Here is a 14,810-nt window from a genome sequence, read left to right on the forward strand (position 1 = left end):
GCTTCGAAGGTGCAGCCGGTGGTGGTCCTGCAGTTGGTCAGCCGCACGGCCTCCCTGTCACCGGCCTCGATCTCCGGCAGCGCCTGCAGGTCCTCGACGTTGAAGGACATGGTCTTCCCCTTCCATAGCCGCCGGGCCCCCTTGTGGACGGCCCGGTCTCTGTGTCACCGCCCCAGGTCGGAAGCGGCGAGTCCCGGAGTGTCGTCCGGCAGCCACATCCGCGGGTGGCGGTGGCGCAGCCGGAGGAGGAAGGCGAGCGTGCCCGCCGTGCCTCCCAGGAACGTCGGTACGAAGTCCCCGAAGGGGCCAGGGACGAGCAGCCGGCCGGCGCGGTCGACCGCGCCGAGCTCCAGGCAGCCCGCCAGATCCAGCGCCCATCGGCGGTAGCGGTCCTCACCGGTCAGGTCGGCGAGGTCCAGGAGGAACTCCCCGTCGCCGGGCAGCCCGTGGCACGGCGCCGGCCCTGACTGCCATCGGGTACGGTGCACGGCCGTCGCCGCCTTGCGGGCCAGGTCCAGGGACACCGGATCACCGGTGGCCTTCCAGTACCGCACCAGGAAGGTGCCGATTCCCGATGAGCCGCTGCACCAGTACGGCCGGCGCGGCCGTACCGTCTCCGGCTCGTCGCGCAGGGTCGGCCACCAGGCGGTGTCCCCGTCCACGTCGGCGTACGCGGTGAAGGTCCGGGCGATCTCGTGCACCGTCGCCATCCAGTCCGGCCGGGAGAGGGCGCGGCTCGCGTGGAGCAGCGCGGTGCCGATCCCGGCGATGCCGTGCGCGAAGCCGAAGTGGTTCGCCCCGGCCAGCCCGGAGTCGAAGGAGTCCGGCGTCGGCCACTGGGGGTACCCGTCCAGGTACGACCGTGCCTCGTGCAGGTTGTGGAAGATCCGCTCGGCGCGTTCCCGCAGGGCCGGATCGGCTGACCGCGACGCCAGGTGCAGGACCGCCATGCCACAACCGGCCAGCCCGTGGGTCACGTCCGGGCTGGGGGTCTCGGTCGGCAGCAGGCTCGCCGCCCGTACGGCGAACGTGGCCGTCTCGGCGTCGCCGGTCGCGGTCGCCGCGTCGTGAAGCGCCCACAGTGCTCCGGAGCGGCCGAAGTACAGGCCCGGCCGCCAGGTGTCCTCGTCTTCCAGCCGCCGCCGCAGCCACCGGCAGAGGGCGGCGACCGCGTCCCCGGTCGGCGCCGTCCGCATGGCCAGGGTGAGCACGCCCAGGATGCCCGCCGCGCCGCCGTTGATCGAGCACGGATCCGCCTCGATGCCGTCGGTGACGTTGGGCCAGGGTGACGGGCTGCCCTCGCTCGCGTCCATCGTCTCGACCAGATGCGCGAGCCCGTCGTCGATCAGCCGGGCGGTCAGCCGGGCGGTCCTGCCGGGCGGCCGGGACGCGGCCCCGGGGACCGCCTGCCCCGGGGTGAGCCCGGCCAGGAACCGGTCGCAGGCGTCCAGCGACCAGCGCCGCTCCGGCTCGGCCGCCAGCAGCCCCTCGACGAGGGGGCGCAGCAAAGCCAGGGTGGGATTGGCCGTGGCGACGTCGGCGACCCGGGCGAGGCCCGGCGGCTCCAGGTGTCCGCCGACGGCGCAGAAGTACGCCATCGCGCCCAGGCTGTAGCGGTCGGCGCTCTCGCCCGGCACGGGCCGGAGCTCCCCGACCTGATCCGCGAGCTCGGGCGCCAGGTATCCGGCGGTGCCGCCGACCAGAACGATGTCCCCCGGCGCGGCGGCGTGCTCCAGGTCGATGAGCCGCAGCTCGCCGTCGGGCAGCACCATGATGTTGTTCGGAGAGAAGTCGCCGAGTGTCCGTTCCCGCTCGTGCGCCGCCCGGAGCAGGCCGACGAGGCGGGTGACCAGAGGCAGCGCCCGCGCCGCTTCGAGGCCGAACCCGGTGTCGCCGAGCGGCCCCACGTGCTGGTGAACCCAGCGCTGCAACGTGACGCCGGGCAGGCGTTCCTCGACCAGGAAGGCGTGCCCGCCCTGCTCGAAGAAGTCCACGAGGGCCGGCACGATCCCGCTCGACGCCATCTCCCGCAACCGCACACGCTCGGCCGCGATCCGGCCGGCGGCGTCGACGCCGCGCAGATCGCCGCACGCGTTCGGCCGGCCTTCCTTGATGACCACCTCGCGTCCGGTCGCGGTGTCGTCGGCGTAGTACACGCCGCCCCGGCTCGCGTGCCGTACGGCCTGGCGCACCATGAACCGGTCGTTCAGGAGCACCGAGGCCGCGGCCGGTCGAGCCGGCGGCGGTTCGAACGGGCAGGTCGCGAACGGCGGCGGGGAGAACCGCGGACGCCGTTCGTCGAGCACGAATTCCCCGGCCGGGGACCGCAGCCGGACTTCGTAGAATCCGTCGTTCCCCAGCACCCGGTGCCCGCGGAAGGCGCCATAGCGGTAATGCACGATTCCGCCGGGCCGATATGGAAGGTCGGAGAGGATCGCCGGGCCGGGAAGACCGCGGGTCGCCTCGTCGAGCAGCGCGGCGAGCCGTACCGATTCGGCGTCGTCACACGGGTAAACGGTGATGAATTTACCGGCCTGCGCACGACTGCAGTGAGGTTCGAGGAAATTCCAGTATTCGGTCAGCCGTACGGGGAACTTGAAGGCGCATCCGGCCTGAACCAGAATCCCGGAAACGCAGGAGAGCACGACGGGGGCGGAGAGCATCGTCGCCGAAACGTGCAGCTTCCAGCCCTGGTCGGGCATATGATAGGCGTCCGGCGTGACCTGGCACCAGGAGTCGTTCTCGTTGATCGACCAGCCGGCCGCGCCGGCGCGGGCGAGTTCGGCGGTGACGATGTCGCGTAGTAAGGCGGGGTGACCCGAGCGAGCTATCAATCCGACTCCCCCTGTTCGCGGAGCCTGCTTCCTGCTGTCGGGGGGATTTTTCGAGGGAGCGCTTGAAATCCACTTGAAATGGCCCTTGAAATTCACTTGTAGCGTACTCGGAACCCACGTCAGAGCATGTACGTCGCTATTTCCGAACGCATTCTCACCTCGCTTCTGCCACGCTGCGGCACACGAACGGGTGCGGCGATCCGGCCCCCGCACGTTCGAGGCGGCGGAGCGCGTGGAGCTCCGCCGCCTCATCGGTCGCGCGTCACCTCGTTCGCCGAGGTCGGATCAGGAAGCCCGCCCGGCGCGTGCTTCCGTCCCGGGTCCCGCGGGGATCACGTGTGCACCAGGGTGAGCCCTCCCACGCCGCTTCTCCTGATCACGACGACGGCGTAGACGCCGGCCACCTTCGGATCCGCGATGGTGACCCGCTCGATCTTGTTCGGCCCGCCGCTGGTGGAACGGCGGGCGCTGGAGCGCGGCAGGGCCCACTTGGTCGAGTCCGGCGCCAGCACGAAGAGGTCGAAGTCCTGCCCGTTGCGCGGCACCACGGTGATCGTCGCGGGCACGCCCTGCTCGATCCTCGTCGTACGGATCTCCACCAGCCGGTCTGCGCCCATCGTGAACTCCATGGGCGTGCCCTTCTCCAGGTGGTCGGCCGGCGCCGTGACCACCTCCGTCATGGCCTCCTGATAGTCGGTGCCGGAGGTGACGTCGGCCTGGTAGAGCTTGCGGTCCGGGACCGGCTGCACGGCGACGAAATCCGGGCCGGAGATGCCCCATTCCGAGCTGGTGACGGCCGACTCAGGATCGGCGTCCCTGGCCACCTTCAGGTCGACGTCGTCGCCGTCCGTCAGGGAGGGGGCCGTCGCCACCACGGACCACCTGTCGGGGGTCGCGATGTAGCGCTGGTGGAGCGGAACGTTCGCGGGCCGGTACTCCGGCTGCCTGTCGTTGAGCTGCTCGAAGCGTTCGGGGTAGACGGCGTTCTGGAAGGCCGTCGAGCTCGCGTCGAGCGCGTCCGCCGGCTCGATCAGCTTCATGAACTCGTGGATGTCGTTGGCCGGCGCCTTGGTGAAGGCGGCCACGACCCCGACGGGTCCCAGGCTGGAGGTGTCCCAGTACCGCTCGTTGCGCGGCCCGAAGTCGGCCAGGTCCAGGAGGACACCCGCGACGCGGCCCTCCGTCTTGTCGGAGTAGGACGCCTCCGGCCAGTCCTCGCTGAACCAGCGCGGGCCCTCCAGATTGATCGAGCTCACGTCGCCCCAGCGGAAGTGCGTGTCGGCGTAGGTCTGGACCGCCAGCCAGTCGGCCCATCCCTCCGTCCAGGCGCAGCCGGGGCTCGCGGGCGTGCGCATCCAGTGAGGATCACAGGAAGGGGCCGGCGGGAAGGAGCCGTAGGTGTAGTCCATGATGAAGTGCCCCAGCTCGTGGGCCACCGTCATCTTGCGCAACTCCTCCACCGCGTTCAGGTGGACCTCGAAGCGCGCTGAGCATTTTTCGCTGGCGCCCAGGCAGTAGTAGGAGCCGGAGGCACTGTCGGGCGCCCAGTAGATGCGCACCGACCGGCAGTTCGCCTCGCCGGTCTTCCAGCAGTCGTTCCCGGGCACGTTCAGCCAGCCGGTGTACGCCTTCCAGGTGTCGTAGGCGGCGGTGAAGACCCGGAACGCGCCTTCGAGCGGGCTGCCTGGCGCGCTCTGGAAGTCGATGGTCGTCTGGTCGGTGCCGATGGGCACGTCGCTGGTCACCGCGCTGTCGCCGTAGTAGGCGGGGTCGAGCGGGTCCTTGACGCCGGGATTCACGACCGCCCAGTAGTCGCCCGTCGCGCTGACCTCGATGGAGAGGTCCTGGCCGGTGCCGTCCTCATCGGTGCCGGGGAAGCACAGCTTGTAATCGCCGGCGGCGTCCGTCATGGTCCACCCGAGATTGTCCTTGCTGCCGTCGGCGTCGGTGTCGTACCCGTAGACCTGCGCCATGGGCACGCCTCCGACCGAGCCGTCCTCCGCTTTGACGTAAGTGACGCGCCCGTGCGCGCACGTGTCCTTCGCCAGAGACGTCCGCTGCTCCGGCGGCGGCGCCGCGCGGCGCTCGCCGTCGGCCGGCGGCATGCCGAAGATCGACGACTCGGCGCCGATCGTGAGATAGGCCAGCCCCTCGCTGCTCGGGCCGGGCCGCCCGTCCCGCGCCTGGACGCGGACCGAGGCGGGGCCGGGCGCGACCGCGGTGACCACGCCCTCGTAGCGGACCGGCTTGCCGCGCCGGACCCGCTCGGTACGGCGGGCCCGGTCCACGGGGCTGCGCCCGATCGTCGCCGCCGCGCGGTCGAGCCCGGCCGGCGGGCGCACCCACCGCAGGGTCTCCGGCAACTCGATGGTCGTCGTGGCGTCCGGCACGTCCTGCTTGGCGACCACCTCGACGCTGAGCGTCGCGCTCTGCCCCACGGCCGGAGCCCGGTCGAGCGAGACGGTCACGGTGAAGCAGTCGCCCGGATCGCACGGAGGAGGCCCCGCGAGGGCCGGGGCGGGGGCCGCCGCGGTGAGTACCGCGGCGATCCCCCCGGCCACCAGCACCTTCACCAGGGCGGCGGCCGTCAGTCGGCGTGACATGCGTGTCTCCTGATCAGCCCGCGCAGGCCACGGGCGAGTCGAAGTGTCCGGGTGAGGTGGGATACGGCGAGCCGCTGTCGCCTGTGGGGATCGCCAGCTCCCTCGCCCCCGAGGCGTCACCCGCGCCGCGCCCCGCGCCCGCTCCCCAGGCCACCTTGGCCAGGAAGTCGAGCATCGCCGGGGAGTGCTGGCGGACGATGTTGTGCCCGCCGTTGGCCGGGCCGCAGTGGGTGTAGAGGTTGAACGAGCCGTTCCAGTCGATCATCTTGTCGCCCGGGTTCGGCCCGTTGGCGGTCTGGTCGCCCTGCAGCACGTCCCGGTCCGCTCCGCCGTACTGCCAGTCGACGCCCTGGTGGTGCTGGTCGTCGGTGACGGAGGCGTTGTCCTTGTCGGTCATCCGGAACCACAGGCAGGGGTCGACGACGGTGGTGAGCGTGCCGTCCGGCATCCGGCCGGGGGCGCACTCGTCCGGGAAGGAACCGCGCGGGTTGTAGTCGAGCAGGTCCGCCCCGGCGCCACCGAAGACGTGATCGACGAAGCGGTCGTCGGTGCCCCGGGCCGCCGGGTCGAACACGCCGTCGCTGAGGCAGTCGGCGGTCGCCGCGTCGAGGACCGGGTCGCAGCCCTTGCCGCCCCAGATGACGTCCGCGCCGTCGCCGCCGAAGACCTCGTCGCCGCCGCTGTCGCCGTTGATCAGATCGTCGCCGGCGCCGCCGTGCATGCTGTCGCGTCCCGGCCCGCCGCGCATGCGGTCGTCGCCACCCTTGGCGAACCCGTCGTACGGCATGGTGGCGCTCACCCAGGTGTCACCGTCCGCGTCGTGCAGCAGGTCCGCGCGACGGTCGTAGGAGCCGAGCGGGAAGCCGCGGTAGGTCTCCTTCGGCGGGGCGTTGAGGCTGACCGTGAAGCCCAGCCGCTGGGCGTCCCCGGCGTCGATGCGCTCGTTCACCACGCCGCCGCGGTCGCCGAGCATGGCGTCCTCGCCCTCGCCGCCGTCCATCTCGTCGTCGCCGAGCTCGCCGAACATGTCGTCGTCGCCCGCGCCGCCGTACAGGCGGTCGTCGCCGTCCTGTCCCCACAGCCCGTCGTCGCCCGCGTCGCCGTACAGGCGGTCGGCCCCGAAGGCGCCTTCCGGCTCGCACGTCGCCTGGGCCTGCGTGCAGAACCTGGTGGACTCTCCTGGCAGCGCCGGATCGTGCGTACGGCTGCGCGTCGCGTCGGCGGGTGCCTGCCCCGCCGCGTAGCGCTCGGTGTAGACGCGCTCGCCGCTCTCGGTGAGCGTGCGTACGAGCGAGCCGTTGTCGCCGAGCAGCACGTCGGCCGCGCCACCGCCCTCGATCGCGTCGGCCTCGTCGGCCGCGCCCGGCTTGGCCGAGCCGCCGATCAGGTCGTCCTGGCCGGGTGTGGCGTCCTCGCCCTCCAGCTCCGCGGGCTCGCTCGCGGCGCCCTTCCAGCCGGGGTCGGCGAGCGGTTCGCTGGTGGTCTGGGTGGACTCGGCCGACAGCGGGAGGTCGCCGCGGATCTGGTCCGCGCCGCCGCCGCCCTCGACATAGTCGCCCTGGGCGCCGCCGGAGATGTAGTCGTCACCGTCCTGCCCCCACAGGACGTCCACACCCGACCCGCCGGAGATGCGGTCGCCGCCCGAACCGCCGCCCAGGAGCGTGACCGCGCGCGGTGTCATGGGCTTGCCGGCCGATCCGGACCTGACCGTGGCCCGGGTGGGCTCGCCCGCCGGCGTCACCAGGGCGTTGTCGCCCAGGACGACGTCGTCGCCCGGACCGCCGAACAGCGCGTCGTCGTCGTCGGCCGTCGCCGTGTGCGAGCCGCCCACCACGTCGTCGTCGCCCTGGTCGCCCTCGACCCAGTCGACGCCCTGGCCGCCCTCGGCGTAGTCGTCGCCCGCCTGGCCGCGCAGCCGGTCGGCGCCGCCCTGCCCGAAGATCGCGTCGTTGCCCGCGCCGCCGTCGGCGACGTCCGCGCCGGAGCCGCCCGCGAGCAGTTCCACCCGGTGCGTGCGGAGCTGGCCGGCCCGTACCGCGACCGGGGTCGCCGTGCCGGACGTGCTCAGGACCGCGTTGTCACCGGCGATCACGTCCGGTCCCTCGCCGCCGAGCAGGGTGTCGCCCGCGTCGGGGTGCGGCCCGGAGCCGCCGCCGACGAGCTCGTCCTCTCCGTCCTCGCCGAGCACCCGGTCGGCGCCGTTGCCGCCTTCGAGGTGGTCGTCACCGGCGTCGCCGTGCACCTCGTCGGCCCCGATCCCGCCGAAGGCGATGTCGGCGCCGTCGCCGCCGTGGATCACGTCGGGGCCACCGGCCTCCTCCGGCGTCCCGTCCAGGTCGAAGGAACCGGTGGCGTCGCCGTTGTCACCGACCAGCCGGTCCGCTCCGGCGTCGCCGTAGAGCGTGTCGCCTCCGTCGGCCTTGCCCGCCGTGCGGCTGCCGCCGATGACCAGGTCGTCGCCGGAGCCACCGAACGCGACGTCCTCGCCCGCTTCGCCGAGGACCGTGTCGTCCTGCGCGCCGCCGTACAGCGTGTCGTCGCCGGAGCCACCGGCCACCTCGTCGGCCCCGTCGTCGCCGTAGGCGGTGTCCTTTCCTGAGCCGCCGCTGATCGAGTCGTCGCCCGCCCCTCCGGACAGGTGGTCGTCGCCCCGCTCGCCGCAGATCCGGTCGTCTCCGGCGCCGGCCTCGACCCGGTCGGCTCCGCCGCCGGCCGAGACGGTCTCCTTTCCTGAGCCGCCGAGGATGAGGTCGCGGCCGTCGCCGTTCCCGTCGGTCTCCTCGCAGGGCTCGGCGCGCCGTCTGTCGCCGAAGATCGTCGCGCCGCCGTCGCCGCCCACGATGTGGTCGTCGCCGTCGCCGCCGACCAGCAGCTTGACCGACGGCTCGACGCCCGCGGGCAGCGGCAGGTGCCGTACCCGCCTGGCCGGGCCGTAGTCGTCGCGGCCCTCGGCCTCACCGACGTCGGACGGCTCGGCGATCACCCAGTCGTCGCCGGGGCCACCGAAGATCTCGTCCTTGCCGTGACCGCCCGCGAGCACGTCGTCGCCGCCACCTCCGATGATCTTCACCGTCTCGCCGGGCAGGGAGTGCCCGGCGACCAGGTCGACGGCCTGCCCGCCGTACACCGTGTCGGCGCCCGCGCCGGTGTCGACGTAGTTGGGGCCGGTGTCGGCGGGTCCCGCTCCGTCGGGTTCGGTCTCCTCGCGCGGCCCGGTGTAGATCTCGTCGCCGGCGGAGCCGCCGGTGAGCGTGTCGCCGCCGGGCCCGCCGACCAGCAGGCTCGGCTGGGCGCGGTAGCGGGGTGACGGGTCGGTGGCGGCCAGCGGGCTGTCGGACGCCACGCTGAGCGTGTCGTCCCCGCCGTTCCCCCACAGCCGGTTCTTGCCGAGCCCGGCGGCGATCCGGTCGTCACCGTCGCCGGAGCCGTTGGCGGGCTCGCCGGGCAGGCCGTCGGCGGTCCAGTCGGCGACCTCGACCGTGCCGACCTTCCGGGTGGCGGGGGTGAGGTGGCCGTCTCCGGCCACCCAGCCGCCCGCGCCGCCCACGGTCAGGTAGTCGTCGCCGGGGCCGCCGGCCACGATCGCGACCGTCCTGCCCCGCTCGTCGTACTGGTCGGCGCTGGTGATCTGGTCGTCGCCCTTGCCACCGTCCACCACGTTGGTTCCCGCGCCGGCCAGGATCAGGTCGTCTCCCTCACCGCCGAACGCGACGACCTTCCGGTCGAACGGGTACGGCTTGCCCGACGCGTCGGCGTAGCCCTGGAAGACGAGCCGCAGGCTGCCCTTCGCGCCGCGGCCGTCCGCCAGCACCCGGTCGAGTCCCGCCGTACGGTGCTCCTCGCGTACGCCGAGCGCGCTGACCACGAACCCCTCGTCGCCGGGGAGCTGGCTGACGGTCCATTGCTCGGCGTCGTCGCCGGGCTTGGCCGTGCTGCCGCCTCTGGCCGGGCGCATCGGCCCGATGTGCAGCACCAGCGCCTCGCCGCTGACGGTGGCGAGCTTGGGCGGATCCTCGTCGCACTTCGGTTTGGCCGAGAAGTCGAGCAGCGTGGCCTCGACGATCGTCCAGTCGAACCGCTTCTTGAAGATCGAGATCCCGATCTCCACCCATGCCTTGAGATAGACCTTGAGCTTGCCGTCCATGGTGAACAGGCACAGCGGGTTGCGCAGCAGGACGCCGGTGAACTCGTGGAACCTGAACTTGCCGTCGTTGGTCGGATCGGCCCAGAGCATCGAGATGGCCAGGGAGACGCCGCCGCTCACGCCCGCCTTGACGAGCAGCAGGTCGACCGCCGCTCCGGCCTCGAGTTGTCCGTACAGCTTGATCGCCGGTAGGGGCTGGCCGCGTTCGTCGGTGGTCTTCAGGTAGAGGCTGTCGAGGACTTGGAGGTCGGCCTCTCCCTGCTCGATCGCCTTGCGGATGCCGTACGTGTCGAAGCCCGCCTTGATCCGCGCCTCGACCCCGGCGGTGCCGGAGATGACGACCATGATGGGCGGCGGCGCGTACACCGGGCCGAAGGACTGGCTGTAGGTGAAGCCCAGACGCAGCGGGCCCGAGTCGTACTCGACCAGCTCCACGTCCTTGCCCATAAGCAGGCTGAAGATCGACCGGCCGGCGTTGTCGAGCACGGGGAAGCTGAAGCCGGCGCTCTTGGAGTGCTTCAGCGGTCCCTGCTCGGCGTCGCTCGCCGCCTTGCCCTTGGCGCAGCTCCTGGCGCCCTCGTCGAGCGCCGCGAACAGGTCGGCCGTCTCCGGGGCCACATCCGTGATCAGCGAGTCCGCCACGTCCGGCGAGTTCTCGGTCGTGAGCGCCCTGTCGCCGACCACCGTGAAGCCGCCGATGGGGATGTGCAACTCGCCCCGGCAGTCGGGCAGCGAGGAGACCAGCTTGAGGATCTCGGTCATCCGCTCGATGAACTGCGTCGTGCTGTTGCCGCCCAGGGTGTTGAACTTCTTGGCGATCGTCATCAGGTTCACGTCGTCGCCGCCCGCGGCCCGGCTCAGGTCCGAGAGCACCGGGATCGGCGCGTAGAGCTGGTCGACCACCGGCCTGACCGGATCGGTGAGCCGCTTGACCTGGGTCACCACCGGGCCGAGGACGGTGCGGAAGAAGTCACCGGCCTCCAGGTTCACGTTCGTGAAGGCGATGTTCAGGTTCGCCGGGTCGGGGGCCCCGCCCTTGGTGAGGTCCCAGGCCACGTGGAAGTCGCCGAACAGCCCCGGGAGCATCGGCGACCCGGGCGTCACGGTGAAGCGCCAGTCGATGGCCGCCTTGGCGTGCAACGAGGTCTCCACCAGGTCACCGGCCTCGGCGAGTTCCCGCAGCCCGATCCGGCCGACGGGCTTGAGCCCGACGGTGAAGGTGCCCGCGAACAGGTCGGGCGACTGCGCCGTGCGGTTCTTCAGGGTCACGTCGAGGATGGCCAGCTTGGCGTTGATCTCCTCGGGCAGCGAGACGTTCACGCCGACGCTCGCCCGCGGCTGCTTGTCCGGCGTCGCGTCGAGGAAGAAGCCGTTGGTCCGGTCCAGGCCGACGGTGGCCTCGATGTGCCAGCCGACCTTGGCCTGCACGCCCTTGCCGGGCCCCTGGCGTAGCGCGAGGCCGGGGATGCCGATGTCCAGCCGCCGCTCCAGGGCCGCGCAGCCGTCGACACAGCCCTGCTGCGGGTCGACGACGCCCTTGCCGATGCTGATCGTGAATCTGACGCCGGTCAGCTCGGTGCCCTTGGCCGCGTCGCAGGCGGTGGGGTCCGCGGGCTCAGGCGCCTGCACGCAGGTGATCACGGGTTGCGCGCCTGGGCCGATCTTGGGGGCCAGCTCGGCGTTGTACCACTCGCGCAGGTCCTTGCCGGTGGGCACCCGGCCGCCGTTCGGCAGCTTGCGGATCGCCGCCTTGATCTCCAGGCGCTTGGCGCCGACGAAGTCCGCGCCCTGCTGGAGGTCGTGGCCGACCAGGGGCAGCCGGCCGTCGTAGGCGGCCGTGCGCATGCCGGACTCAAGCGCGGTGAGGTAGCGGTCGATGCCGTCGCCCAGGTTGGTCCAGTCCAGTTCCATCCCGGCGGGCAGCGTGGAGAAGTCGAACGCGGGCAGCTCCAGCCGGTCGATGTCGCCGGGCAGCTTCTTGGTCAGGTCGAACATCTCGGCCAGCGGAGCGGCTCTGGGCAACCGCAGGACGAGCGCGTGCTTGCCGTCGGCGGTGATCGGGCTGCCGCCCAGGTAGGCGGGCAGCACCGCGCACAGCGCGAGGTCGGTCTCGTCGCGACGGGGGTCGCGGTCGCAGGTGACGGGGTCGCTCGTCTCGTTGAGCGCCAGGTCGAGCCCGGCGAAGAAGTCGGCCGGCGGCACCGGCTCCTGCGACTCGCCGCCGTAGCGGAGGCTCACGCCGTAGCCGAGCCTGGCCTGCAGCGGATCGTCGCCCGCCTTGCCGATGGAGACGGGGAGCGGCCCGATGGAGGCGTCGACGGTGCCGTCGAGCTGCGCCCTCGCCTCCAGGTCGAGGCTGGAATCGGTCTCGACGAGCAGGTCGCGGGCGAGGTCGAAGTCGCGCTTGAGCGCCACCTGCAGGCCCAGCCGTACCTCGCCGTCGATCGTGGCGTCGAGCGTGCCGGAACCGGAGGCGGCGACCAGGCTGCGCTCCCCGAAGGAGAAGCGCAGCGGCTCGTTCAGCGCCGCCTTCTTGTCATAGGCCAGCGACAGCCGCAGCCGGCCGCCCTCGTAGCCGACGCGCACCTGACCGCCCAGCGTCTTGTTCAGCTCGGCGACCAGCGCCTGCACGGTGTCCGGCGGGGCGGCGGTCAGCCGGTCGACCGCGTCCCTGAGCCGCGAGCGCAGCGTGTAGGCGGCGCCCGGCTCCGGCGTGGCCTCGCCGAACTTCCCGGTGAACGCCATCGTGTGCCCGTCGCAGACCGCCGCGACGGTCATCAGACGGGTACCGACGATCACTCCGCGGCCGACGTGCGCCTGGGTGAACGTGCGGGAGGGGTCGGTGACGAAGCCGTTGCCGCCGCCGCAGGCGCCGTCGCCGTACACGACGCCGGGGCCCGAGCCCATCTCCTCGGCGGAGACCAGGTCGGAGACCGAGCGGCCGAGGAGCGGCAGCTTCGTGGTCATCGCGTCGCCGACCGGCCCACTGCCCTTGACCTGGTCGAGGTAGGTGGCCATCGCGCCGAGCGACTTGATCAGCGCGCCGAACAGGGCGCGCGGGTTGTCGGGGTCGAAGGCGAAGTCCTTGACCTTGCCGAGCTTGTCGAAGCCGCTGAAGACCAGCGTGTCCGGCTTGCCGATGTCCGGCATCTCCACCGCGCCGGTGACCTTGCCGCCGAAGAAGTCCGCCATCCCCGGCACGCCCAGGGTGAGCCTGGCCTGGGCGGCGGCGTCCACCTGGGACGTCAGGACCTCGCCCGGGTTGCTCGCCAGGCGCTCGAACAGCTGCGTCAGCCGTACGTCTCCGACGTCCTTGAGCGCCACCTTCACCGTGTCGCCGCCGCTCCTGCCGGACATGGAGAGGTCTCCGGTGACCTGCACGCCCAGGTAGCCGACGACGGCGTTGACGTTCACCGAGCTGAGGACCGACACGCGCGCGCCGAACAGGTCCCGGCCGGTACGCAGCATGACGCGGTCGGCGGGCCGGGGCAGTTCCGTCACCACGGTCGAGCTGCCGTCCGGGTTGGTGTGCTTGTAGGGACAGGCCTTCTGCTGCCCGTCCGGCCTGGCGGCGCACGCCTGCCCGGTGGCCGGGTCGCTGAGGTCGAGCACGACCGTGGCGGCGGCGTGGTACCCGCGCATCACGCCGGCCACCGACGTGGCCGCGTTGGCCTGTGCGAGCCCCGCGCGGGTCTTGAAGGTGTCGCCGAAGGAGACCTGGCCGATCATCGGGTCGGCCGCGGCGATCCGGTACGGCGCGCCGGCCGCGGGCACGCCTCCGCGCCACCCGTCCGCGGCGAGGGTGACGGTGTCAGCCGTGTTGTCCGCCACGACGCCGCTCGACGCGCCCGCCGTGACCATACGGCCGGCGAACTGCCCGGGCGTCCACTTCTGGCCGGCGTGCTTGAGGGTCGCGGCCGTGTAGGTGACGCCGGTTCCCGCCCCGCTGCTGGCCTGGCCCGCCGGGTTGAGCGCCTCGGGCACGGGGTTGACCGAGCGGTCGATGACGAGCGTGAAGGCGATCTTCTTGGCGGCGTCGTCGTAGCCCGCGTCGGCGACCTTGATGATCGCGCCGCCGGGCAGGCCGCGCGCCTTGCCGAGCGCGGTGAACATGTCCTGGATCGAGGTGAAGGTCGGCCGGCCGGTGTCGCGGTCGACGCTGCCGGCGACGAACGCGTCGAGCGCCTCCGAGATCTGCACCGCGTCGGCCAGGGAACCACGCATGAACGGCAGATCCACGTCGCCCTGGTCGCCCCAGCGGGCACGCTGAACGGCGGTGATCGCGTTGGCCAGATGTGTCAGCCCGTCCAGCAGGTCCTTCGGGGTGAGTGTCTGGAAGCGGTTGAGCCTGTCCAGGTCGGGCTGGCTCACGCTCACCTGCGGGCCGCCCGTCGCGAGGTCCGGCCAGCTCACGTCGACGGTCGCGGTGGCGCCCTCGACCTGGGCGCCGGCGAACGGCTGCGCCGTGATCCCCAGCTTGGCGGTGGCCGAGCCCTTCCTGGAGAAGGCGAACAACCCGGCCGCCGCCCCCTCCGCCCCCAGCTCGCGCAGGTCCAGCCTGCCGTCGCCGTCGGGGTCGGATACGGCCGAGGTGTACGTGGAGGTGAAGGAGAGCGCCGAACCCGCCGACAGGTCGACGCCGAGGATGCCGAAGGCGGCCGTGGGCTTGGCCCCCGCGACCAGTCGCCCGTCCGCCTGGACCGTCAGCGCGACGTCCTTACCCAGCCAGACCGACTTGGTGGCCGGGTCGTAGCCGAAGGGGAGCTTCGCCGCGAGCTTCAGCGTGACGTTCACCCCGCCGGATGTCGCCAGCGAGACCTTGGGCTGGGTGCTGCTGACCGAGACCGGCCGGTCGGCGACCGTCCTGGTGACCTCCAACGTGAGGTCGAGGCGCCTGATCGTGCCGTCGGTGCTCGCCTTCGCCAGCAACCGGCCGCCGCGCGGGCCGGCGAGCGCGTACTCGTCCTTGAGATCGGCCAGGCTGGTGAGGTCCTTGAGCTGGTCGTACACCGCCACGTCGAAGAGGTCGCCCAATCCCAGGCCGTCCGCGCCGCCGGGGACCAGGCCGACCAGGGGCAGTTGCTCGCCCATCGGGCCGACCGTCGCGAGGCCCCTGCCCGCGGCGGCGAACCGCTCGACCGCGGACAGGAGCGCGGTGGTCTCCTCATCCCGTTGCGCCGCCGCCGAGGCGACCGGCGGAACCGCCGTGACCAGTCCTGCCACCATCCC

General features: G+C 72.3%; 3 protein-coding genes. All 3 read right to left on the reverse strand.

What is annotated here, in order from left to right:
• Positions 1–164: 164 nt before the first annotated feature.
• Positions 165–2,834 carry a class IV lanthionine synthetase LanL gene (lanL, locus tag IMZ11_RS08210; protein ID WP_228639192.1) on the reverse strand — a complete coding sequence of 890 codons (2,670 nt, stop codon included), beginning with the start codon at positions 2,832–2,834 and terminating at the stop codon, positions 165–167.
• Between the two features lie 332 nt (positions 2,835–3,166).
• Positions 3,167–5,437: a hypothetical protein gene (locus IMZ11_RS08215; protein ID WP_228639194.1), complete on the reverse strand. Its 2,271-nt coding sequence runs from the start codon at positions 5,435–5,437 to the stop codon at positions 3,167–3,169.
• A 13-nt stretch (positions 5,438–5,450) separates the two neighbouring features.
• On the reverse strand, positions 5,451–14,807 hold the full coding sequence (locus tag IMZ11_RS08220) for a hypothetical protein (RefSeq protein ID WP_228639196.1): 9,357 nt from the start codon (positions 14,805–14,807) through the stop codon (positions 5,451–5,453).
• Positions 14,808–14,810: the final 3 nt, after the last annotated feature.

Source organism: Microtetraspora sp. AC03309 (genome assembly GCF_020826795.1).
GTDB classification, from domain to species: domain Bacteria; phylum Actinomycetota; class Actinomycetes; order Streptosporangiales; family Streptosporangiaceae; genus Microtetraspora; species Microtetraspora glauca.

What these genes read in the sequence shown, in the direction of transcription:
- IMZ11_RS08215 (WP_228639194.1), bottom strand. Translation starts at nt 5,437, where the DNA reads ATGTCACGCCGACTGACGGCCGCCGCCCTGGTGAAGGTGCTGGTGGCC.
- IMZ11_RS08220 (WP_228639196.1), bottom strand. Translation starts at nt 14,807, where the DNA reads ATGGTGGCAGGACTGGTCACGGCGGTTCCGCCGGTCGCCTCGGCGGCG.